This is a genomic window from Sneathiella sp. (assembly GCF_036960985.1).
Classification (GTDB): Bacteria; Pseudomonadota; Alphaproteobacteria; order Sneathiellales; family Sneathiellaceae; genus Sneathiella.
Window position 1 is genome coordinate 137,770 of the sequence record NZ_JBALWD010000003.1, and the last position, 24,185, is coordinate 161,954.

The 24,185-nt window shown below is 44.7% G+C and carries 20 protein-coding genes; 9 read left to right on the top strand and 11 right to left on the bottom strand.

Going from position 1 to position 24,185, the window contains the following annotated elements:
• Nucleotides 1-32: 32 nt before the first annotated feature.
• On the bottom strand, nt 33-1,559 hold the full coding sequence (locus V7723_RS02775; RefSeq protein ID WP_335682892.1) for a gamma-glutamyltransferase: 1,527 nt from the start codon (nt 1,557-1,559) through the stop codon (nt 33-35).
• On the opposite strand from V7723_RS02775, the gene V7723_RS02780 reads away from it, so the two are divergent.
• Nucleotides 1,540-2,886 (top strand): M48 family metalloprotease, encoded by a 1,347-nt coding sequence (locus tag V7723_RS02780; protein ID WP_335682893.1) that lies wholly within the window; start codon nt 1,540-1,542, stop codon nt 2,884-2,886. The genes V7723_RS02775 and V7723_RS02780 overlap by 20 nt on opposite strands.
• Nucleotides 2,887-2,907: 21 nt before the next feature.
• Here V7723_RS02780 and mscL read toward each other — a convergent pair whose 3' ends face one another.
• On the bottom strand, nt 2,908-3,321 hold the full coding sequence (mscL, locus tag V7723_RS02785; RefSeq protein ID WP_335682894.1) for a large conductance mechanosensitive channel protein MscL: 414 nt from the start codon (nt 3,319-3,321) through the stop codon (nt 2,908-2,910).
• Between the two features lie 230 nt (nt 3,322-3,551).
• Between mscL and V7723_RS02790 the strand changes: the two genes are divergently transcribed.
• The gene (locus tag V7723_RS02790) at nt 3,552-4,337 is read left to right on the top strand and encodes a DsbA family protein (RefSeq protein WP_335682895.1); all 786 of its coding nucleotides are present in this window, start codon (nt 3,552-3,554) and stop codon (nt 4,335-4,337) included.
• Nucleotides 4,338-4,352: 15 nt separating this feature from the next.
• Here V7723_RS02790 and hppD read toward each other — a convergent pair whose 3' ends face one another.
• Nucleotides 4,353-5,411, bottom strand: a complete 1,059-nt coding sequence (gene hppD / locus V7723_RS02795) for a 4-hydroxyphenylpyruvate dioxygenase (protein WP_335682896.1) — start codon at nt 5,409-5,411, stop codon at nt 4,353-4,355.
• A 98-nt stretch (nt 5,412-5,509) separates the two neighbouring features.
• Between hppD and V7723_RS02800 the strand changes: the two genes are divergently transcribed.
• Nucleotides 5,510-5,959 (top strand): MarR family winged helix-turn-helix transcriptional regulator, encoded by a 450-nt coding sequence (locus tag V7723_RS02800; protein ID WP_335682897.1) that lies wholly within the window; start codon nt 5,510-5,512, stop codon nt 5,957-5,959.
• Here the strand turns inward: V7723_RS02800 and V7723_RS02805 are convergent.
• Entirely contained in the window at nt 5,956-6,714 is a 759-nt protein-coding gene (locus V7723_RS02805; protein WP_335682898.1) for a DUF3750 domain-containing protein, read from the bottom strand. The genes V7723_RS02800 and V7723_RS02805 overlap by 4 nt on opposite strands.
• Before the next feature lie 255 nt (nt 6,715-6,969).
• Here V7723_RS02805 and aroQ point away from each other — a divergent pair, with 255 nt between their 5' ends.
• Genes aroQ through aat form a run of 4 tightly spaced genes read left to right on the top strand, consistent with a single transcriptional unit; the run spans nt 6,970 to nt 9,910 of the window.
• Nucleotides 6,970-7,410: a type II 3-dehydroquinate dehydratase gene (aroQ, locus tag V7723_RS02810; RefSeq protein WP_335682899.1), complete on the top strand. Its 441-nt coding sequence runs from the start codon at nt 6,970-6,972 to the stop codon at nt 7,408-7,410.
• A gap of 20 nt (nt 7,411-7,430) precedes the next feature.
• On the top strand, nt 7,431-7,889 hold the full coding sequence (gene accB, locus V7723_RS02815) for an acetyl-CoA carboxylase biotin carboxyl carrier protein (RefSeq protein WP_335682900.1): 459 nt from the start codon (nt 7,431-7,433) through the stop codon (nt 7,887-7,889).
• A gap of 15 nt (nt 7,890-7,904) precedes the next feature.
• The gene (gene accC, locus V7723_RS02820; RefSeq protein WP_335682901.1) at nt 7,905-9,245 is read left to right on the top strand and encodes an acetyl-CoA carboxylase biotin carboxylase subunit; all 1,341 of its coding nucleotides are present in this window, start codon (nt 7,905-7,907) and stop codon (nt 9,243-9,245) included.
• Between the two features lie 14 nt (nt 9,246-9,259).
• Entirely contained in the window at nt 9,260-9,910 is a 651-nt protein-coding gene (aat, locus tag V7723_RS02825) for a leucyl/phenylalanyl-tRNA--protein transferase (protein WP_443024164.1), read from the top strand.
• On the opposite strand, the gene V7723_RS02830 is transcribed toward aat, so the two are convergent.
• Genes V7723_RS02830 through V7723_RS02840 form a run of 3 tightly spaced genes read right to left on the bottom strand, consistent with a single transcriptional unit; the run spans nt 9,847 to nt 11,156 of the window.
• On the bottom strand, nt 9,847-10,269 hold the full coding sequence (locus tag V7723_RS02830) for a DUF2155 domain-containing protein (RefSeq protein ID WP_335682902.1): 423 nt from the start codon (nt 10,267-10,269) through the stop codon (nt 9,847-9,849). The genes aat and V7723_RS02830 overlap by 64 nt on opposite strands.
• Nucleotides 10,270-10,293: 24 nt before the next feature.
• Nucleotides 10,294-10,743 carry an outer membrane lipid asymmetry maintenance protein MlaD gene (gene mlaD / locus V7723_RS02835; RefSeq protein WP_335682903.1) on the bottom strand — a complete coding sequence of 150 codons (450 nt, stop codon included), beginning with the start codon at nt 10,741-10,743 and terminating at the stop codon, nt 10,294-10,296.
• Nucleotides 10,744-10,781: 38 nt separating this feature from the next.
• Nucleotides 10,782-11,156 (bottom strand): NADH:ubiquinone oxidoreductase subunit NDUFA12, encoded by a 375-nt coding sequence (locus tag V7723_RS02840; RefSeq protein ID WP_335682904.1) that lies wholly within the window; start codon nt 11,154-11,156, stop codon nt 10,782-10,784.
• A gap of 455 nt (nt 11,157-11,611) precedes the next feature.
• On the opposite strand from V7723_RS02840, the gene V7723_RS02845 reads away from it, so the two are divergent.
• Nucleotides 11,612-15,259, top strand: coding sequence for a vitamin B12-dependent ribonucleotide reductase (locus V7723_RS02845; RefSeq protein ID WP_335682905.1), 3,648 nt, complete (start codon nt 11,612-11,614; stop codon nt 15,257-15,259).
• A gap of 221 nt (nt 15,260-15,480) precedes the next feature.
• On the opposite strand, the gene V7723_RS02850 is transcribed toward V7723_RS02845, so the two are convergent.
• Together V7723_RS02850 and aspS are read right to left on the bottom strand one after the other, a co-directional pair.
• A complete protein-coding gene (locus V7723_RS02850) occupies nt 15,481-17,163 on the bottom strand; it encodes an EAL domain-containing protein (protein ID WP_335682906.1) in 1,683 nt (560 codons plus the stop codon).
• 143 nt (nt 17,164-17,306) lie between these two features.
• Nucleotides 17,307-19,088, bottom strand: a complete 1,782-nt coding sequence (gene aspS / locus V7723_RS02855) for an aspartate--tRNA ligase (protein WP_335682907.1) — start codon at nt 19,086-19,088, stop codon at nt 17,307-17,309.
• Between the two features lie 202 nt (nt 19,089-19,290).
• On the opposite strand from aspS, the gene rnd reads away from it, so the two are divergent.
• Nucleotides 19,291-20,442 carry a ribonuclease D gene (gene rnd, locus V7723_RS02860; protein WP_335682908.1) on the top strand — a complete coding sequence of 384 codons (1,152 nt, stop codon included), beginning with the start codon at nt 19,291-19,293 and terminating at the stop codon, nt 20,440-20,442.
• On the opposite strand, the gene V7723_RS02865 is transcribed toward rnd, so the two are convergent.
• Nucleotides 20,426-21,940 (bottom strand): Ppx/GppA phosphatase family protein, encoded by a 1,515-nt coding sequence (locus V7723_RS02865; RefSeq protein ID WP_335682909.1) that lies wholly within the window; start codon nt 21,938-21,940, stop codon nt 20,426-20,428. The genes rnd and V7723_RS02865 overlap by 17 nt on opposite strands.
• Before the next feature lie 34 nt (nt 21,941-21,974).
• On the bottom strand, nt 21,975-24,134 hold the full coding sequence (locus V7723_RS02870; RefSeq protein WP_443024172.1) for an RNA degradosome polyphosphate kinase: 2,160 nt from the start codon (nt 24,132-24,134) through the stop codon (nt 21,975-21,977).
• Between the last annotated feature and the right edge of the window lie 51 nt (nt 24,135-24,185).

A 24,185-nucleotide genomic window follows, 5' to 3' on the forward strand; every position in this document is an offset into this window, starting at 1 on the left:
GCAGTACCTGCAACATTATTTTAATTAAATTTCTAATTTTCTATGAGAGAAAGTCCAAATCCTCGAGGATCATGTCGTGATACACAATTTTGAACTTTACCGTTCCGGCAATAGATAGAATTAACAACGGCCAACCGATCAACCTCAACCAAAATTGGGAAATCGTTATTTAGGGTAGAAATATCTTCTTCGGACATCGTCCCCTCATATAATAATGGAGAGGATTGGCTCGTGGTAAAAAGTCGCGGGCGACTCATAGCCACATCAAGGGAGACGTCATCTCCAAAGATATTGATCGCCGTGCCAATTGAAGCGGTTGTTCCTGCTGCGCCACCGGAAACTGCGCTAGCGTAATAGAAGTCTTTGTTAGGCAAATTTACGACTAGAAGAGGAGAATTAAGAAATTCGCTCTGATGATCCAAAATTGTAGGCGCAAGTACTATGCCGGTTATGTTTCCAATTTTACCAGTTCCAAAAGGCTTCCTCATACTGACAACACACGCCACTGCGTTGCCTAAATTATCTGTCGTAACAAATGATGTTGAACCGTGGCTAGAAAAAAGGGAAACAGAATTTATGCTTGTGAAAACGCTTGCCGTTGCTTTTGCTAGCTCCATCTGTGGAACTTCTACACGTGTCCTCAGAATATTTTTGCCTTCTCCAAAAATCTGACTCCATAATTGAGCATAAAGATCACCAGGCATTTTCGTAGAAACTCCAGCTATATTATCATCTACGCGAAATGTCTGAGCATCGATCCAAACTGGTTTGTAATTGACGAGATCAGTTAAGGTTACTTTTCCTCCTGCATTATTTGCATCTTCAACAAAAGTACGGGCCCAATTCCCGCTATAGAAGCTGGCACCTCCTTCAGAACGCAATACAGACAACAAGCTCCCTAGCCTAATTTGTTGAATACGTGTTCCCTCCGCCACAAACTCACCACTATTTTCCTTAAAGATATTGGTTAATGTATAATCAAGGGATAGTTGATCTTCATTTAGAATCATCGCAAGATGCTGCGCGCGTGAGAGAGGTTCCCCAAATGTTGCGATTTTTTCCGCGGCGGTTAATACGGTCCGCCACTCCAGTTTACCGTATCGAGCTTGAAGTGCAGCCATTCCTCGAATATTTCCAGGAATTGAAATGTCACCGCCTGCAGCTGGTACGCCATTAGGAAACTGAAGGTTTTCGATTTTATTGATTTCGGGACTATAAACTAAACACTCCCCGCCACCACCAAGGGAAGCGGCGATCGGATAGGTTACGGATAACGCAAAATACAAACCAACGGCAGCATCTGCTGCGGTACCACCCGCGGAAAGGATATCTTCAGCCACCAACACCGCTCGTGGCTCGTCAGCAGCAACACCACCTAACGGCCCTTCAACATTGCCTATTGAGCCGAATGGAATTTCTGCACCACCGCAAGCACTCAAAAACAATATCGGTGCTGTTATTAACGAGAGGACGCGAAGCCTCCATTGACGATCGACTAAACTGTTCTTAGATTTACGGTGTAACAAAAGGATATCTTTCTTGAAAAAACGTTGCCTCACGCTTGTTTCCATGCTGTTAGTTTTACTTCTGCCTATTCACTTGGCTTATGCTAAACAGACGGGGCCTTCGTTTATACGTGACGCCGAAATTGAACATACACTTCGTTCATACGCTATTCCCATATTCAATGCCGCTGGCTTGAACGGGAACGATGTAGCAATATATATCATCAATGACCGCTCTTTAAACGCCTTTGTTGCTGGTGGGCAAAGATTGTTTATGTTTACGGGATTGTTGGAGCGGGTGGACACCCCTAATCAGTTAAAAGGCGTGATTGCCCATGAAACTGGACATATTGCAGGTGGCCATCTGGCAAGAACTCAGGAGGCTCTTGAAAACGCTACATTTCGCTCAATTATTGGAATCTTATTGGGGGCGGTTGCCATAGCAGCAGGTGGCGGTGCCGCCGGCGGTGCGGTCATTGCAGGTTCCGGCGACGTGGCCACTAAATCGTTTTTGGAGTATAGTAGAACGCAAGAATCTTCCGCAGACCAAGCGTCTATTACTTACCTAGATAATACCCAACAATCTGGACGGGGAATGGTCGAATTTCTGGAAATACTGGATCAGACAAACCGAAGCTATAATACGGGTTTTTCCTATTATAGAAGCCATCCCATTACTAGCGAACGGATTGCGGCGTTAAGGCAGAGAGTAGAAAAATCACCGTATCGTGACAGACAGGATTCGCCAGAATCAGTGGGGGAACTCAATCGTATGCAAGCCAAATTATTTGGCTATACCAGAACGTTATCGCAGACACTTCACAAATATCCTGTAACAGATCAAAGTATTCCCGGGCGATATGCCAGAGCCATCGCCTATTTCAAGTACCCCGATCTAGATAAGGCGTTAAAGGAAGTTGATAGTCTTTTAGCCGAAGCGCCAACGGATCCTTACTTCCATGAACTAAAGGGACAGTCACTATACGAAAACGGGGATCCACATGGTGCTCTGCCATCCCTTGAAACAGCCGTAAAATTAGCGCCGCGTGAACCATTGATACTAACCCTATATGGAAAAGTGTTAAACGCGACTGGAAACATTGCGGATAACAACAAGGCAATTGAAGTTCTAACGGAGAGCCTTGCACTTGATCCCAACAACGCAGAAAGCTGGGATCAATTGGCAATTGCCTATAGCCGTAACGGCGATACAGGTATGCTCGCCTTGGCAAGTGCAGAGCGCTATTTGCTTGGCGGCAAATATCAAAAGGCAATATTTCACGCCAAACGCGCTCAGGATTTTTTTAATGCCGGGACGCCTGCCAATCTAAGGGCGGAAGATATTATTACCCTTGCTGGAGAGGCGTCCCGGAAAAAGTAAAAAAATCTATCCGAGCTTTGATTATTTTTTCAAAAGATCCCGAATTTCTTCAAGTAACACTTCTTCGCGAGGTGGTTCTGCGGGTGCAGCAGGTGCTTCTTCTTCTGTTTTTTTCATTTTGTTCATTTGCTTGATCAATATGAAAATTGCAAAAGCGACAATCAGAAAGCTAATAATCGTATTTATGAAAGAACCATAGTTCAATGTTACAGCACCGGCCTCTTTAGCAGCAGCTAGTGTGGCATAGCTTCCATCGGATAATGTCACAAAGAAATTGGCAAAATCGACACCTCCAAGCAGCATACCAATAGGCGGCATGATAACATCAGCCACGAGTGATTTAATTATGGTCCCAAAAGCGGCACCAATGACGATACCTACTGCCATATCGACTACATTGCCGCGCATAGCGAAATCTTTAAATTCTTTAAGCATGTTGCCCCTACTTCCAAACTATTACTTATATTAAGTAGCGCCCTACTTAACCAAAACATAATTTAAGCGTATGGGATATTAGCTATTTTGCGAATGGTGTCAAAACTTTCAGTTATATTTGAAGGGCCTCTTGCATTCCGGCCCGACGCGCATACTTCACATTAAAGTTCCTTGGAGAAAATGCGATTTACAATCATAATCTAGCTCCGCGCTAAAATGAAAGAAACTCAATGGCAACCAATAGTAAGTTAAGTGTTCTCAGTATCGGTTCTATAATCGCTCTTGTCGGATTGATCGGATTTGGCATTTACCAATATGGTCAAAAAGTGACCCCTGCACCGGTTGCTGACGCGGAGTTTGGTGAAAAAGTCCGGGGATACTTGATGGCTAATCCCTTTGTTCTTCGCGAAGTAATTGAAGAATTGCAAGCTCAAGAACAACTTGCTACGTCCCAACAACAAAATGCAACCCTTGCGTCCTTGTCCGATGACTTGAAAAACGATCCGGCAAGTTATGTTGCGGGTAACCCCGATGGCGATGTAACAATCGTTGAGTTTTTTGATTATCGGTGCGGATATTGTAAGAGAAATTTTCCTGATCTCATGAAAACAGTCGAAGACGACGGCAATATCCGCCTTGTATTGAAGGAATTTCCAATTTTAGGTGATGATTCCGTTTTGGCGTCGCAAGCGGCGATCGCATCAATGTCTCAAGGGAAGTATATGGAATTTCATACTGCTCTTATGGCGGTTCGTGGTGGATTAACAAAGGATCGAATTTTGAATATTGCTTCTGATGTCGGACTGGATATCCCTAAACTCGAAGAAGAAATGCAAGGAAGTGCTGTTCAAGAGATCATTAGGAAAAACTATTCCATCGCTCAGCAACTAGGCGTCAATGGTACACCGGCCTTTGTTATCGAGGATACTCTCTATCCCGGGGCGGCAACATCAGAGCAAATGGAGAAATTAATAGTGGCCGCGCGCGAAAGAAAGAAAACGGCAGCCACTAACTAATTTCTCTAGAGATTTTCAGATGACCCCTCGCCGTATTTGATCCATTTCGATCGATTCAAAGAGGGCCTGGAAATTACCTTCTCCAAAGCCTTCATTACCCTTGCGCTGAATAATTTCGAAGAATATTGGCCCAATCACATTTTGCGTGAAGATTTGCAATAATAATCCTTGATCTTCGGTTGGAGCGCCGTCTACGAGTATCTGCAACGCCTTCAGTTGATCTACGTCCTCGTCATGGCCTTTAACACGATCATTAAGTTGCTCGTAATATGTATCTGGCGTGCTTTGAAAAACGGATCCTGTTTTCAACATTGACTGGACCGTTTGATAAATATCACCGGTGCCTAGAGCAATATGTTGTATACCCTCACCCCGATACGCATTTAGATATTCCTGAATTTGTGATTTGTCATCGGAACTTTCATTAATTGGAATACGGATTTTACCGCAAGGACTGGTCATTGCCTTGCTTTTTAGTCCCGTCAGTTTGCCTTCAATATCGAAATACCGAATTTCTTTAAAGTTGAATAATCGCTCATAAAATTCTGACCATTCATCCATTCTACCGCGATGAACATTATGGGTAAGATGATCGATGTAAGTAAGACCTGTACCAGCGGGATGGCGTTCCTCGCCTTCAATAGGGACAAAATCCACATCATAGATAGATCCTTTTTCACCGTACCGGTCGACCAAGTAAATCAGAGAGTCTCCAATTCCTTTTATGGCTGGAATATTGAGTTCCATGGGTCCTGCATTTGAGGGCACAACCCATGCACCAAGCTCTTCCGCTTTCAGTATTGCTTTAGAGGAATCTTTTACTCTAAATGCCATTGCACAGGCACATGGGCCATGAATTCTCGCGAAAGATTGAGCAAAACTATCAGGTTCCGCATTTACGATAAAATTCACATCACCTTGTCTATAGAGTATGACATTTTTGGAGCGATGTTTTGATACCGGGCGAAACCCCATTGATACAAATAATTCGCCCAAAGCTTTTGGATCGGGTGCAGCATACTCCACAAATTCGAAACCGTCCGTCTCCATTGGATTTTCCCATAAATCAGTCATAATATCCTCTTGAATCTATAAATTAGTTTCAATTGAAACTACATTGCCCTAAGATGACTTTCTACAACCACAAAGTCAAGATCAAAAACGGAACCACAATGCTTAATTTGCCGCGTTTTCTGCCCTATCGATTGACGAAATTATCTGGTTTTATTAGCCGAGACCTGGGTGGCATTTATTCTGAAAGGTTTAATTTAACTATCACGGAATGGCGTATTATTGCACTTTTAGGATCCGAAGATGGTTTGACGGCGCAAGTCATAGGAACCCGAGCTTCACTTGATAAAGTGCGAATAAGCCGCGCTGTAGATAGGCTGGTAAAAGCCGGCCGTGTAAAAAAACAAACGCATAAGACTGATCGACGATCTTCATTACTACATCTGACAAAATCAGGGCGCGCAATATTAGAAGAGATTGTTCCCTTGGCCCAGGACTATGAAAAAAGACTTCTTAAAGAATTTAGTCCTGAAGAAATAGAGATTCTGGATGGTTTTCTAAATAGGCTCGATTCTAAAGCCGAAAGCCTTCAGAAGGATAATCACCGCTAATTGACACTAATTCGTCCAAACCCTGGTAATTTTAAGTCGTGATCATCAAAATCATACCCTAATGTAAGGCCTAACAGGTGTAACTCGGCCCCTTCTACAGGGCTGAATGTAAAACCTCCGTATCCGAACAAGGATACCTGAAGCCCCTGCCCGCTTACAGCTGTACTGGTAAACGGTTCGCCGACAATATAATCTTTGCCAATTGCTGTCGGCGGTAAATCAAGCGCCAACTCAGGGATATTCCGGCCTATGTGGGCGACGAAACTGTTGGAATTCGGTCCCGGCCACAAAACATAGTCACTCTTATGTGGATAAGCATCAACAAGAGCTTTAATTTTTACGATTATGTTTTCTGCTGCGGGCCCTCTAACGTCACTTAGTACTTCTGGGGGATTGCCGTGCCAGAAATTGTCTGGCGCACCTGTTCGGTAGGATAGCGCTTGTCCGCCGTTGTAAGCACGCCAGCCAATTACTTCGTATCTTTCATAGGCCGCCGCATCGCGTCTTTTTATGGAAATCCAAGTATGAACAGCAAAGTTTCCGCGCCAACCCCACGTTCGAGCACCAAAAATTTGGACAATGGCTTCAGGGTGATTGTCGGGCGATGGAGATAAATCGGCACTATCCCGCCTCGCCTCCCACCAAGTGTTTTTGGGATTACCTATGTTTTCTGCAAATGCAAGCATTTGCGGAAAAGCAAATAACAGAAGTAAAATTAACACTGCAAATAGACTATTTCGGAACAATCTGATCACATACCTTTCCAATGGCACAGGTGTTCAATAATACGCGGTTTCAGCGGAATTTCATATCACTCTTGCGCGAGTGCAAGCCCGTTGAGTCCAAATTGTCGTGTTGCATAATGCTGATACTAGAGCAAAATTACGCTTCCTTTGTGTTTTATTGCCGTAAGTCTTTCGTCAAAATATCTGTAACACTGCTTTTATATCTCGATAAAGTTCATTATAAGAAAGTCTGTCGAGAAATATGTATGTCAATCAGGATCAAATATGACGGCGTCAGTATTAGTGATTAATGGTCCAAATTTGAATCTCTTAGGAACAAGAGAGCCGGAAGTCTATGGTTCTGTCACATTGAAGGATATTGAGAATACCGTTAGAACCCACGGTGATAGCCTTTCCCTTGGAACAGAATTTTTTCAGAGTAATGTCGAGGGTGAACTAGTCGCTGCAATCCAGACGGCCACAGGTAATCATGATGGAATTATTTTGAACGCTGCCGCGTACACACATACTTCAATTGCTCTTATGGACGCTATAAAGGCTACAGGAATACCGACTATTGAAGTTCATTTATCGAATGTGTTTGCGCGAGAAGACTTTCGTCATCACAGCTACATTTCACCAGTTGCCGCAGGTGTCATCTGCGGTTTTGGCGCGAAAGGTTATATTTTAGCTTTAGACGCGCTTGCCGACATTTTTGACGTGTAAACAAGAGAAACAAGAACATTATGAGTAAACTAGACATCGATAAAAAAGCAATCCGTGAGCTTGCCGAGATCATGAACGAAACAGGCCTTGGTGAAATTGAAATAGAAACAGACGATCATCGTCTTCGCGTTTCAATGTCGACATCTGTCGCTGCGCCAGCTCCACTCGTTCATGCCGCCGTTACCGCCGCTGCCACGATGGCCGCGGTTGCTGAACCGGCTGCCCCTGCAGATGTCAGCAACCATCCAGGAGCAGTTAAATCGCCCATGGTAGGTACTGCGTATATGTCTCCTGAGCCCACTGCTCCTGCATTCATTCAAGTTGGTGATACTATTTCCGAAGGGCAAACTTTGCTTATTGTTGAAGCGATGAAGACCATGAACCCTATCGCCGCACCGAAAGGTGGAAAAGTATTGGAAATTCTCGTTTCAGATAAAGAACCCGTAGAATTCGGCCAACCCCTAGTAATTGTTGAATAGGCGACTGTAAATTTAATGTTCGAAAAAATCCTGATTGCTAATCGTGGTGAAATCGCCTTGAGAGTACATCGCGCTTGCCGTGAAATGGGTATAAAAACGGTTGCTGTACATTCAACCGCAGATGCAGATGCCATGGATGTCCGGTTGGCCGATGAAAGTGTCTGCATCGGACCGCCAAGTTCTGCAGAAAGCTATCTCAATATTCCGTCGATCATCGCTGCGGCAGAAGTGACCAATTCAGATGCGATACATCCCGGTTACGGATTCCTTTCGGAAAATGCGAACTTTGTTGATATCGTTACGGCCCATGGCATCAAGTTTATTGGCCCAACAGCGGACCATATCCGGTTAATGGGCGATAAGATTGCCGCTAAAGAAACCATGATAAAACTTGGTGTGCCGTGCGTACCCGGCTCGGAAGGTGAAATAACCAACATAGCTGATGCGGAACGCGTCGCTGCCGATATCGGATATCCGGTGATCATTAAGGCATCTGCGGGTGGTGGTGGACGCGGTATGAAAGTAGCGACAGGCCCAGATACTATTTCCGAAGCTTTCTCTTCAGCCCGATCCGAAGCGAACCTCGCTTTTGGTAATGATGCAGTTTATATCGAGAAATATTTGAGCGGCCCCCGCCATATCGAGATCCAGATTTTGGCCGATGGCAAAGGTAAAGTTGTGCATTTGGGAGAGCGCGACTGTTCTCTTCAACGGCGACATCAAAAAGCTCTCGAAGAATCCCCTTCTCCAGCACTCAGTGACACGGCTCGCGCCAGGATTGGTAAGACTGTTTCAAAAGCGATTGGCGATATGAAATACGAAGGTGTAGGAACCATTGAATTTCTTTATGAAAATGATGAATTTTACTTCATTGAAATGAATACACGATTGCAAGTGGAGCATCCGGTAACCGAAATGGTTACGGGTATTGATCTCGTCCAGGCACAAATTAATGTTGCTGCGGGGGTACCAATGACGCTTACGCAAAAAGATATTACGTTTTCGGGTCATGCGATTGAATGCCGGATAACAGCAGAAGATCCTGTTACCTTCGCGGCGAGCCCCGGCCCCGTAAATGAATTTCATGTTCCCGGGGGTTTAGGTGTACGCGTAGATTCCGGCTTATATGCGGGATATATGGTGCCGCCTTATTATGACAGTTTGATCGCCAAACTGATTGTCCATGCAAATAGCCGGGAAGAATGTTTGTTGCGCTTGAATAGAGCTCTCGAAGAATTTGTTGTGAGTGGTATCAAAACGACATTGCCACTACATCAAGAGCTTTTGCAAAACGAGGAATTTCAGAAGGGTGAATATAACATCCATTGGCTGGAAAAATTCATAGAGAACCGGTAGACTTCTAAACTACCATGATGCCTCTCACCGCCGATATTATACTCAATGCCTATGCGAATGGCATTTTTCCGATGTCTGACGCCCGGGATGATCCAGAACTATTCTGGGTAGATCCCGAACGACGTGGCATTTTTCCGCTTGAAGCTTTCCACGTTCCTAAGAGTCTCGCCAAAACCATACGACGGGCGCCTTTTAAAATAACTGTTGATCAGGATTTTGGTCAGGTCATGCGCGAATGCGCAGCTGCGACAACTGACAGAGACAGCACCTGGATCAACCAAACAATTTTGGATTTATACGCAGAGCTGCATGGCAGAGGGTTTGCGCATTCTATTGAGTGCTGGCATGACGGAAAATTAGCCGGCGGTTTATATGGTATTTCACTCGCCGGTGTCTTCTGTGGCGAAAGCATGTTCACACGGGTTACCGATGCAAGCAAAATTGCACTCACCTACCTCGTTGCGCGGCTAAAACATGGTGGGTTTACACTCTTGGATGCCCAGTTTATGACAGATCATCTTGCTAAATTCGGTGCGATTGAGATTGATAGAGAAGATTATCACAGGCGTTTGGACAAAGCTTTGAAAGTAAAATCGAATTTTTACTCTTTGTCTTTGGATGCATCGGGATCCGATATTCTGCAATCAATCACCCAGACATCATAAACTGGGTGCTCTAGAGCATTGATTGCCGGGCTTGATGCGAACATCCAGCCACTAAATAATCGAACTGGCTCGACGCCTTCGTTTATTTCTGTAATTACGAGAAACGTCGATGTTTCCGGTGGATCTTCGGGAGGTCGCTTCAAGCATTTACGTGGATGGATAGACAGGCTGCCAAAGGCCACCATTTCGTCTATCGGGACATATAAATCCAGAGTGCGGGCCGTAATTTTGTCGAGGGCGCGGAGAACGACAATATCTCCTTCAATTGACCCCTCTCCCTGCGCGGTAGCCGTCACAAAAGAGGCCGCTAGAAATAGTACAAGCACGGACAGTGTTTTAACAACCGACGTCTTGCTCATACTCAAAATACCAGAAATCATTGATTACTTTTTATTACTACTGAAAATCGCTTGCCCAATAAGATCCTGAAGATTTACAGCTCCTTGTGTGTAGGAGATTGTTCCGCCGTCTTTCAGCATATCATCTGATCCGCCAGGCTGTAACGCAAGGTAGTTGCTACCCAGCAGGCCATCTGATGTAATTTTTGCAGAACTGTCTTCCGGCAACTGGATGTCGTCATTCAGGTTAATATTGATCACCGCACGGTAAGTTTTCAGATCTAGCATCTGAGATGTAATCGCGCCAACTTTTATTCCGCTCATCCTCACGTCACTACCGACATTCAGACCATCTACATTATCAAAGGCAGCGGTCACGTTAATGCCACTACTTCGCGGTCCAACATCAGCGGTGCGATAAGCAAATACCAGAAATATTGTAGCAAATGCCAGAACCACGGCCCCTATTACAGTTTCTACAATATTACTGCTCATACTTTATCTCCTGCCACATTCCATAAATCCATGATGGATTATTCATCTAATTTCGGTTTCCAAGCTTCGTAATCGCCGGACCCTTTTTGTCGATGACCAACCTGATTTATTGCGCCACCGGGACGATAGGCGAATTCCGTTCCTGTCAAATTTGGCAAATGATCTTCTTGCCAATTATTCTGCTCCAATTCCTGTTGATCGGGCAAATTATCAGTCGTGTAATGCAGCCATATATGCCACGCTGGCGGTACCTTGGATGCTTCCGGCTTTCCTTTGTAGACAACCCACCGACGTGTGCGGCCAACAGGTCCCGTAGCTTTACCCTTTTCTTTATAGTAGCGGTTGCCAAACATGTCTTCTCCGACTTGCTCGCCACTCCACCACGTAAACAACCGTGTTCCAATCGTTGCCATGTGTCACTCTCTAGCCAACTCAACATAATCAATTGCCCGGAATATGGCATTCTGCACCCGTTTCGTCCAGTGTAACTTTCATTCGCGCCAACATAACAGGCCGCAATCAAGCTCGCGGTTATGTGGATTTGATTCTGTTCATAGAACTCGAAGAATGGATCCCTGTTGTTTTTGTGCAACCCTTCACCACAATAATCGAAAAGACACAACATGGAATTGCCATAAAACTGCCACATATCGATTAGTCAAGACAATTTGCTACAATATATTGTGCCTGATCTCTTGACTTCAATTTTCTGTCGCGGCACGATCCTAGCGCTTAGAGGGGGATCAGCTACTATATGTAGTGTTTGACAATCATCCGGAATGGTAAATTAACCATAATTTCGGCCATTGATTTTCTTTATCCCGAAGCCAGTAAAAGTGATTAACATGCGATTGGAAGGTAGTTAGAAATGCGTATTGAGCGGCGATTTACAGATGAAAAGTCTTCACCTTACGCCAGTATAGAATTTAGGCAGACGACAAGTGAAATACGAAATCCCGATGGATCAATTGTATTTAGGCTTGAAAACATCGACGTTCCTGCCAGTTGGTCACAAGTTGCCTGCGATATTATTGCTCAAAAGTATTTTCGAAAAGCCGGTGTCCCTGCAAAACTAAAGCCTGTTTCTGAATCTGATGTCCCTGAATGGTTATGGCGACAAACTGCGGATACAGAAGCCTTAGAGGCTCTTGACGACGATGATCGGATCGTTGGCGAGAAATCTGCCACCCAAGTTTTTGATCGCTTAGCAGGCACTTGGACCTATTGGGGATGGAAAGGTGGTTACTTCGACACTGAAAACGATGCTCAGGCCTATTTTGATGAAATGCGGTTTATGCTTGCGAGCCAAATGGGCGCACCGAATTCACCGCAATGGTTTAATACAGGCTTGCATTGGGCTTATGGTATTGAAGGGCCCGCTCAAGGGCATTCGTACGTCGATTTCCAAACGGGAAAGCTAAAAAAGTCTGTCAATTCCTACGAGCATCCGCAACCTCATGCCTGTTTCATTCAATCCGTCAGTGATGATTTGGTGAATGAGGGCGGCATAATGGACCTTTGGGTGCGAGAAGCGCGCCTATTTAAATACGGTTCGGGTACGGGAACAAATTTTTCTAATCTGCGAAGTGCAGGAGAAAGCCTGTCTGGTGGCGGGAAATCATCAGGTTTGATGAGTTTCCTGAAAATCGGCGATAGAGCAGCGGGTGCCATTAAATCAGGCGGGACAACGCGTCGCGCTGCAAAAATGGTCACTCTGGATGTCGATCATCCGGATATCGAAGAATATATCGGCTGGAAAGCGATTGAAGAGCAAAAAGTGGCGGCATTAGTGGCCGGATCGAAACTTTGCAATCTTCACCTTAACAACGTAATCAAAGCTTGTGGTGAACTTGATGGAGACGAAGCATTTAATCCTTCAGAAAATCCTGCATTACGTAAAGCCATAATTGGTGCCCGAAAAGCAATGGTTCCGGAAAATTATGTTCAACGTGTAATTCAGTTCGCGCGGCAAGGCTATACTGAGATTGATTTTCCAACGTATGACACAGATTGGGACTCAGATGCCTATTTAAGCGTTTCTGGACAAAACTCGAATAATTCAGTTCGTATTACCAATGAATTTGTTCAGGCTGTGCTGAAAGATGGTGACTGGAACCTGATCCGACGCACGGATGGAAAGGTTGCAAAATCGATCAAGGCTCGTGATCTATGGGAAATGATTGGCGAAAGTGCCTGGCAGTCTGCCGACCCAGGATTGCAATATGACACGACAATCAATGACTGGCACACCTGCCCGCAAGACGGTCGGATAAATGCGTCGAACCCCTGTTCAGAATATATGTTTCTTGATGATACTGCATGTAATTTGGCATCACTTAATCTGATGACCTTTCGTCATAAAGACAAAAGCTTTGATGTTGAAGCTTTTGAGCACGCCGTGCGCGTTTGGACTATCACGCTAGAAATTTCTGTCCTGATGGCGCAGTTTCCTTCGGATGAAATTGCCAAATTAAGCTACAAATTCAGAACACTTGGTCTCGGGTTTGCCAATATTGGCGGTCTGTTAATGGCTCAGGGCTTATCATATGATTCTGATGAAGGCCGCGCTCTTTGTGGAGCAATTTCAGCGGTGATGACCGGAGTTTCCTATAAGACAAGTGCCGAAATGGCTTCAGAATTGGGTGCGTTTCCCGGATATAAGAAGAATTCAAAGGATATGCTTCGGGTTATTCGTAATCACAGGAATGCCTGTTACAGCATGACTGAAGGATATGAATCTCTTTCTGTAACCCCCGTCCCTCTTGATACTGAAAATTGTCCGGAAGCCGACTTAATCTTATCCGCCCGCCAAGCTTGGGATCAAGCATTGGAATTAGGCCAAACCCATGGTTTTCGTAATGCGCAGACTACCGTCGTGGCACCAACAGGAACCATTGGTCTCGTGATGGATTGTGACACAACTGGAATTGAGCCAGATTTTGCAATTGTGAAATTCAAGAAACTGGCTGGAGGCGGTTATTTTAAGATCATTAACCGCACGGTTCCGGAAGCCTTGGCACATTTGGGCTACAATAGATTAGAAGCGAAGGCCATTGTCGATTACGCCGTGGGTCATGGTACGTTGGAGGCTTCTCCCGGAGTTAATCACGATGCATTGCGGGATAAAGGGTTCACAGATGAAATCTTGATGCGCATAGAAGCGGATCTCGCTACCAGCTTCGATATCAAATTCGCCTTTAACAAATTTTCGATTGGCGAAGATTTCTGCCGACACACCTTGGGGCTCAAGGAAGATGATCTAAACGACTATAATTTCAATATGCTGGCAGCCCTTGGATTTAGTAAAGTCGAGATAGAAGCCGCGAATAATTATTGCTGTGGTGCCATGACATTGGAAGGTGCTCCTAAACTAAAAGACGAGCATTTACCTGTATTTGATTGTGCCAATCCGTGCGGACGAATAGGCAAACGATTACTTTCGGTTAATAGCCATATTAAAATGATGGCGGCCTCCCAACCATTCATCTCTGGTGCCATTTCAAAAACTATCAACATGGCTAATAGTTCGACGGTTGAAGATTGCAAAGAGGCTTACTTGCTGTCTTGGAAGCTTGGACTTAAAGCAAACGCGCTATATCGGGATGGTTCTAAATTAAGCCAGCCTTTGAGTGCATTGTCTTTCGATGAAGATGATTTGGAAGATTTAAACGATGAGGTGAGATCAGCGCCGGTTACAGCGACTAACGTCATCGCGGAGCGGATTGTTGAACGCTTGGTATCGGACCGTAAAAAGCTCCCAACCCGCCGAAAAGGATACACACAAAAAGCTGTTGTCGGCGGCCACAAAGTATATCTGCGGACCGGTGAATATGATGACGGTGGTTTAGGTGAAATCTTTATCGATATGCATAAGGAAGGCGCAGCTTTTCGGAGTTTGATGAATAATTTTGCGATCGCCATATCAATTGGCTTGCAGTATGGCGTTCCACTTGAAGAATTTGTAGAAGCCTACACCTTTACGAGATTTGAACCCTCTGGAATTGTGGAAGGAAACGACGCCATTAAGATGTCAACGTCCATCCTTGATTACTTGTTCCGTGAATTGGCAATCTCTTACCTGGGCCGCAATGACTTGGCTCATGTATCAGTTGATGATTTATACACGGACAGCCTTGGAACTGGTGACGCCCAGGCAAAAATTACGGACGATGAAATTTCGCAGACTCAAATGCCTTTGGACAATGTCATCAACTTGGCGTCTACCGGATATGTTCGATCCAATAATTTCGAAGTATTGCAAGGTGGCTTGTCAACAATGTCCATGAACATGGCACAAGCACAAGCGGCAGGAGGATCATCTGTTTCGACACCCCCAGCAGCAGCCACCCAAGCATCGCGGTCAAGTAGCGGTGCCAGTAAAATTGATCAAGTCATGGAAGCCAGAATGAAGGGATATGAGGGGGATAGTTGCGGCGAATGTGGCAACTTCACTTTGGTTAGAAATGGGACCTGTATGAAATGCGATACTTGTGGGTCAACAAGCGGATGTTCGTAACATGTAAGTGACGTCAATTTTGTTTTTTAAGTTGTTGAAATAGTAGTATTTTGTAGCGTACCCAGTAGTGTAAAAGAGTAGCGTAACTAGTAGCGTAAATTTACGTATGAGTAACAAGTGGAATTAACGAATGACCTGCAAATCATTTGTAAATTTCAAACCTGTTTATTGTACTCCCTTAGAAAAGAGCATGTGTCCGGAAACATGCTCTTTTTTTTGCGTCACGACCAAGAAGTCGCAAAGCCTTTTCTCTTGATATTCATCGAGATACCTCGGGATTTTCGTTTGGTTTCGATATCTTTTTGCGGTTTACCAAAATACCAACCTTGCCCATAATTGACCCCAAGAACTTTCAAGATATGCAGTTGCTCCTTGGTTTCTACCATTTCGGCAATTGTTCCAATATCCAGTTCCTGGCAAAGACGTGACATGGATTTTAGAATTGCTGCATCTTTCTTATTCGTCTGCACTTCCTTTATATAGGTGCCATCGATCTTTATGTAATCAACGGTCAAAGCACGAATATATTGAAAAGAAGACGATCCGGCCCCCATATCATCGAGGCTAATCTCCATCCCGTTGGACCGAATAGTCTGAAGTACCCGTTCCGCACGATCCAGGTCGCCGACCCTGGCGGTTTCGGTAATTTCTAGACTAATATTCTCACGTATTTCTGTATCGTCTTCGTAAAGCGCAAGCAGACTATCGACAAAACTATCTGATTCCAAAGACAATCCAGAAATATTAATCGCTAGTTTCGGAAGAATATCTCCACGCTTTTGATACTCTGTTAGCTTGTCTTTTGCCTTCTTGGCAACCGCGAGATCAAGGTCGTGAATGATGCCTGTTTCTTCCGCAAAAACGACCGTTTCGTAGGGCGACTCACCGTCTTTAAACCGAGAAAGAGCTTCATAATGATGAACTTCTCCGTCACCAATTTGAACTATCGGCTGATAGACCAGATTGAATTTGTAATTTTGAAACACAGACTTGAGAGCTAGCATCCGGTTCATCGTCGTTTCTAATCGATTTTCCATACCATCCGATAGAGATTTTATGTCGAAAGTTTCTGTCTCACTGCTGACAAATCGATTAATGACGTACATCAGTGCCTGCGTCGCATTATTGGCAGACATCTCATTTTTTTCTAGTTCAAGTGAATTATGGCTGATGTCTAGTTCGCTTTTTGGGTCAGATTTTTTCGATAATTCTGAAATTTTTTCTTCAAGTAATTTTCCATCAATTGACGGACTGTGCACGACGCCGTATTTGTCAGAATCCAATCGACCAGCGGAATCACCGCCTATGGAGTATCTCCGAAGAATCGTTCCGACCTGCTCCAAAAACTCTTCCATTTCGGATTCGTCGATCCGGTCTTCCATGCTGGCAAGTCCATTTAAATGCAGCAAAGTAAGTTCGACTTTTTGACCGGTTTCAGCCGTTAGTTTCATTTGTTCGTCAGCAAGCTTGAGAAAATCATTTCGATCTAATAGGCCAGTATCGCCATCACGGTGCTCCATAATTGATCTGACAGCCGTTGAACCAGATACGTTTAGGGCAAGAAAGATATGACCATGCGTGCGAGGTAATTTGCAAGCACCTACAACAACTGAAACGCCAGTCTTGTCCATCTGCGCGGCGACAGGGGTTATCCGGTCTCCTTCTTTCATGGATTCCAAGACATATTCGACGACACGGCGATCTTTTGATGCAACGAGATTAATAAATTTTTCTTGTTTTAGATCACTTGTATCCAAACCTACGAGCCCTTTGGCCGCGCCGGAAATATAGCAAATCTTACCATGAGCATCTAATTCGATCAACAAGTCAGCTGCTGCGAAAGAAAATGCTACAAAGCGCTCCTTTTCTGTTCGAAGATTCTCAAGTTTTGTTTCTTGTGTCAAAGTTACACCTCTGCTGATGAAGCAAGAGAATACATTTGCAATTATTAACAAATTCAAAAAAAAGCATAAAAATCTTGTAAAAACGTACTAAAAAAGCCCATATTTCTACGGGCTTTTATAACTTTCAATATGTATCAGGCCTATTAGTCTTTCTTTGGCTCCGGTAAAACTGTTCGCATGTGCAACTCCCGCAAGTTCTTTAATGGTACTTCCGCCGGCGCCTGCATCATCAAATCTTGAGCCTGTTGGTTCATAGGGAACAGGATCACTTCCCGAATATTTGGCTCGTCAGCGAGAAGCATAACAATCCGGTCAACGCCAGGAGCTATCCCACCATGAGGCGGGGCGCCATAACGAAAGGCATTCAGCATACCGCCGAAACGGTCTTCCACTACTTGCGGCTCGTAACCGGCAATTTCGAAGGCTTTCATCATAATATCCGGACGATGATTTCTGATGGCACCCGAAGACAATTCTATACCATTGCAAACGATGTCGTATTGATACCCTTTGATGTCTAGCGGGTCCATGGTCTCTAGAGCCTCGAGGCCTCCTTGCGGCATGGAGAATGGGTTATGACTGAAATCGATTTTCTTTTCATTCTCGTCATATTCAAACATTGGAAAATCGATAACCCAACAAAACCGAAAAACATTCTTCTCACATATATCGAGATCGTTTCCTATCTTTACACGAGCCTTGCCCGCCAAATCGGCGGCACCCGCTTCTTTATCGCAGGCAAAAAATACAGCGTCTCCGTCTGCGACACCTGTCATTTCCTGAATTTTAGCAATCCGTTCCTCGTCCAAATTTTTCGCGATTGGGCCTTTTGCTTCTCCATCTCTAAAGATGATATATCCAAGGCCGCCGGCTCCTTCTTTACGCGCCCAGTCGTTCATTTTATCGAAGAAGCTCCGTGGCCGGTCACCGGCACCGGGAGCAGGTATCGCGCGTACAACCGATCCTGACTCAATAGATCGGGCAAACAATCCGAAGCCAGAACCCGTAAATGGTTCTGTCACATCAACCAATAAAATTGGGTTTCTCAAATCTGGTTTGTCTGTACCGTATTTAAGCATCGCATCTTCAAAAGGGATGCGCTCAAACGGTGCCACGACTTTTCGGTCGCCGGCAAAATCCTTAAATACATTTGTCAATACCGGCTCAACAGCTTGGAATACGTCTTCCTGGGTAACAAAGGCCATTTCAATGTCGAGCTGATAGAATTCACCTGGGCTACGATCTGCACGGGCATCTTCATCCCGGAAACACGGTGCAATCTGGAAATATCGATCAAAACCAGACATCATGATAAGCTGTTTGAATTGCTGCGGTGCCTGTGGAAGAGCATAAAACTGACCTGGATGAATCCGGCTAGGCACCAAAAAATCTCGTGCCCCTTCCGGGGAAGAGGCTGTCAAAATTGGCGTTTGAAACTCCATAAATCCTTGCGCACGCATTTGATCCCGCAAAGCGCCGATAATTTGCGACCGTAATATAATGTTGTTGTGAAGACGTTCCCTACGTAAATCCAAATAGCGATGACGCAACCGAATGTCTTCAGGATATTCTTGCTCACCAAAAACTGGCATTGGCAATTCATCTGCCGCTGATTGAAGTTCGAAACTTTCGATATCAACTTCAATTTGACCGGTAGGAAGGTTTGTATTGATAGTCTCATCACTCCGGGCAACCACCTTCCCCGTAACCGTAATGACGCTTTCGGAGCGAACACTTTCAACCTGATCAAAATTATCGACATCTGTTTCGATAACACATTGGGTAATGCCATAATGATCCCGCAGATCCACAAAAAGAAGGTTTCCGTGATCGCGCTTACGATGAACCCAGCCCGAAAGACGGACGGTTTCTCCAACATCGCTATCGCGCAACTGTGCGCAAGTATGGGTTCGGTAGCTGTGCATGAGTGCTCTCTTACTTTATTTACGGTCAGTCGTGACCTAGAAGGTTTTGAAGCGCCTGTATTACATGGTTTTTCAGCGCGCGCCAACCTTCCTTTCCTTGGAAAAATCGACTAGTCTGCAATTTGTTAAATGAATGTGTACTTGTAATCGAAATTTGGACAGTGAACGTGGCCATTTTTCCTCCAAAATGGCTTGATGAATAATGCAAATAATCACGAATACATCGGATCTCGCTGCTCTTGTGTTGCGGCTTAAAAAGCATCCTCACGTAACCATCGATACTGAATTTTTAAGAGAAAGCACATTTTGGCCCATCCTGTGCCTTATCCAAATAGCAAGTGAGGATGAATCTGCTATCATTGATCCGATGGCAGATGGAATTGACCTAAAGCCGCTCTTCGAGTTAATGCAAAATGAAGATGTTTTAAAAATCTTCCATGCCGGTCGGCAAGATTTAGAGATTTTCTTTCATTTGAATGGCAAGGTTCCAACACCAATATTTGATACTCAAGTTGCCGCCATGGTTTGCGGTTTTGGTGAATCTGTTGGGTATGACACGCTGGTTTCAAAAATCGTCGGTAAATCAATCGATAAATCATCTCGCTTTACGGATTGGTCTCGACGCCCTCTTTCCGAAAAACAACTTACTTACGCAGAAGCCGATGTCACCCATCTGCGCGATGTTTATAAATTCCTTGCCGCCAAGCTAGCAGAAACTAGTCGTACGGAATGGGTAAAATCAGAAATGGAAATACTGAAATCTGCAGAAACCTATTTTACCCCGCCGGAAAACGCCTGGAAGCGTATAAAGTCTCGCAATACCCATCCGAAATTTCTAGGAATTTTGCAGGCTATCGCTGGATGGCGGGAAGAACAGGCCCATAAACAGAATATTCCTCGCAGTCGTGTCTTGAAAGATGAATCTCTTCTTGAAATAGCGTCCAACCCTCCTTCTTCACCGGAAAAGCTTTCACATGTGCGTGGAATTGGGCAACGGTTTTCCAACGGTAATATGGGAAATGGTTTACTTGAAGCGGTAAAGAAGGGAGTCAATTTACCCGCAGATCAGTGCCCAATTGTAAAGAAAAAAGAGATGGCGCCTAAAGGAACGGGACCTCTCATGGATTTACTGCGGGTCGTTTTGAAACAGTGCTGCGAAGAGAATGACGTCGCACAGAAACTCATTTGCAATGCAGCAGATTTGGAAAAAATCGCCATTGACGACGACGCAGATGTTCCCGCACTTAAAGGTTGGAGACGAGAGATATTTGGTAATCTAGCGCTTCAACTTAAAATGGGTAAAATTGCCTTGGCATCGGAATCCGGAAAAATAAAAATTATTCGTTTGGAATAATACTGATTTTATATTCTTTTTCAAAGGCATGGGCTAAAGCCTTCAACCGACCGGACACATGAACGCCGAGCAAGTTAGATAAATCTTCGGGTACTTCTAAAATGATCTCCGTCGGCGCCACCCGAAGTTTTGTTCGGCTAAGTATTCCCATTGTTCCGCCACTTAATGTATGAGAAAGCCGCAAGGCTAAACCGAGTGTCAAAGCGTCTTTTGCCTCAGATTCACTCAGCAATGTTAAGCTATTATCTGGCGCGCTACCTGAAAAATTGCCTCTGTATCGCGCGTAGACAGCAAGAGCTACAATTGCCCGCCCTCTATGGCCAATTCCATTGAATGGCGCGCGAAATATCCTTCTGAAGGCTTGTGCCGCACGGTAATCAGGGCTTACCCACCATGCAATATCACTTAGCGTTGATGCCGCCAAAGCTAAATAATTTCCTTTTACGTCAGCATTTTCGACGAGGTCCTGGATCCACTCATAAATTTCTTCCCCATGTTCTGCGAACCGGCCTTCCCGGGCAGCCATATCACGGCAAGCCTCCATGAGAGGGTCGCGTTTTCGAACTGATTTTTTCAGTTCAGAAAAAAGCATCCCTTCCCGCAAGCCGTTACCTGAAAAAATAACATGTTTAGGGGTGATCTTTTCAAGGACGATTTGCATGATGATCGCGGAGGTTTTCAATGTACCGGCCCGGCTTTTCGCAATACCCGGTGTCGAGGCCAAGGTTTCATCGTCCATTGCAATGATTTCGTCCAACAAATCAATAATATCTGGCAGAGACAATCTATAATTGTGCACTATATTCAACGGATAGCCAGTTTTAGAAATATGATATTTGGCTAAGCTTCTCCAGCCACCACCCACGACATAAAAATTCCTTGTCGGAATAGGTTCCAACCAGTCAACACCGTCAATTTTTTTGGTAATTGCCTTTCTTAATCTCTTATCCGACATATACATGTTCGATAATCTCAACGCGCCAAGTGGTAATGTGGCAGTTTCGTTAATACGACCGCCAGATAAACCAACAAGTTCCAAACTACCACCGCCCAAATCGCCGACCACACCGTCCGCATGAGGTATTCCCGAAAGTACACCCAGTCCCGCATATCGAGCTTCTTGTTTTCCGCTCAGAACCTGAACGTTAAGATCACACTCCTGTTCGATCTCTGACACAAATTCTGATCCATTTATGGCTTCGCGCACAGCAGCTGTCGCTGCGACCATAACGCGTTCTATTCCCATCTGGTTTACCAAGGCCGAGTATCGGCGAAGAGCCGTAATAGCGTCTTTCATGGCTCCCTCACCCAGGAGTCCTGTGGTTCCAAGATCCTGTCCCAGGCCGCAAAGCACTTTTTCATTAAATTTTGGAAGAGGTACACGCTTAGGTCCATCAAAAACTACTAAACGAACAGAGTTTGAACCGATATCAATGACCGCAGTAGATCTATCCGACTGTTTTACAACAGGATCTAAGTCTCTGTCCCGATCTTCCATTTTTATCAACACCTATAACATAACAAAGGTAAAATTAACTTGGTGGAACAAGTTTGGGTACAGGATCCTTTACCCTCAATGCTTTGCCGCGTCCAGATAAAGACGGGTTAGTCATGAAATAATTATGGGCTGAAAAAGGTTTTTTTCCACCGTCGACCCGCCGATATATTCCGTTTTCCGCCAGACGCCAACATTGCGCCGTGTCTTTCAAACAAGCGACCATAATCTGGTCTAAGACTTGTTGATGTACTGTTGGATTAGTCACAGGTACCAATGTTTCCACACGTCGGTCAAAATTTCTCTGCATCCAGTCCGCCGATGAAATAAAAACCTTTGCATCCGGAGACGGCAGTTTTTTACCTGCTCCAAAACACACCATACGTGAATGTTCGAGAAACCTTCCGACAATGCTCGTTACATGGATATTTTCTGACAGCCCTTTTATTCCGGGTCTCAGGCAACAAATACCGCGAATAATCAATCTGATTTCAACACCGGCATTGCTCGCTTTATACAATGTATCAATAATTTTTGGATCAACCAGCGAATTTAATTTTGCCCAGACACCGGCAGGTTTACCTTGTTTCGCAAACTTAATTTCATCTTCAATCATGTCGATCAATGAATCGCGCAAACTGTAAGGAGATAGAATTAATTTTGTCAGTCCTTTTGGTTTTGCGTACCCCGTAATGTAGTTAAACATCAAAGAAACGTCTTTCGCCAGTTCAGGGTCCGCAGTAAAAAGCGAAAGATCCGAATACACCAATGCGTTTACAGGATGGTAGTTCCCTGTTCCAAAATGCATGTAAGTTTTTAGGAATTTCCCTTCCCGTCGTACAACCGCCGATACTTTTGAATGCGTTTTTAGGTCTAAGAATCCATAAATAACCTGAGCTCCTGCCCGTTCAAGGTCACGCGCCCATTTGATATTTGCCGCTTCGTCAAACCGTGCTTTCAATTCAATTAAAACTGTTACAGATTTTCCGGATTCAGCCGCTTCAACCAACGCACTCACAACCGGACTGTCAGATGAAGTTCGGTAGAGCGTATGTTTTATTGCAATTACATTTGGGTCTGCGGCAGCTTGCCGTATAAAATGTACCACGGCATCAAAACTCTCATAAGGGTGATGCACGACAAAATCTTTATTGCTTATCGCTGCAAAAATATCGCCGCCGGTTTCACGTACACGTTCAGGATAGCGCGGCGTATGTGGCGTGAAACACAAATCAGGCCGTTCATCGGTGATCAGTTTTGACGTATCTGACAATCCCAATAATCCATCGACAACGACAATTGCGCGTCGATCCAATTCCAGTTCTGCGACCAGGAAGTCAATAAAGGACTGGGGCATATCAGCGTCGACTTTAAGGCGAATGACGCTTCCCCGTCTTCGGCGTTTGAGAGCGGTCTCAAACAGGCGGACCAAATCCTCTGCCTCTTCTTCAACTTCAATATCGCTGTCTCTTACCAAACGAAAGAGACCCTGACCAGCGACAGTATATCCTGGGAAAAAGTGGCCTAGAAACAGAGTCACGATATTTTCCAGGCTTATATATCTTATCTCGTCTCCAGGTAATCGTGTAAATCTAGCCAGCGTTTGAGGTAACAAGAGTAGAGCCTTGAGTTTGCGTTCGTCATTTTTACGAACGAGTTCCAGAAACATTCCAAAGCCCAAATTCTGAATAAAGGGGAAAGGATGCGCCGGATCCAATGCCATCGGGGTTAGAATGGGATATATTTGTGTTTCGAAATGGCCTTTAAGCCAGTCTAAATCTTCTTTATTTAGCTCGTCATGGGTAACAACCGAGACGCCTTCAGCGCGAAGCTCTCCAAGTAGACTTTTCCACTGCACTTGTTGTTGATTGATAAGTAGTTTCGCTTGGTAATCTACTTTTTCCAATTGTTGGATTGGAGTAAGCCCGTCATCACTCAGTGTTTTAATATGTGCTTTGATTTGGCCCCAAAGACCCGCCACCCGGACCATATAAAATTCGTCAAGATTAGCCGCAGAAATGGACAAAAAACGCAATCTTTCAAGTAACGGGTGGGCCGTATTGGCGCCCTCCTGAAGAACACGATCATTGAAGGAAAGCCACGAAAGTTCACGATTGATGAACCGACCTTTACTTTCCATCAAATTTTCCTGCTCAGGAGTTTCCGATACGATGTCTGACGACGGAGCCATTACCATTTCCCACAATAAACCGATTGTCCCATACAATATCAATCAACATGTCACGAT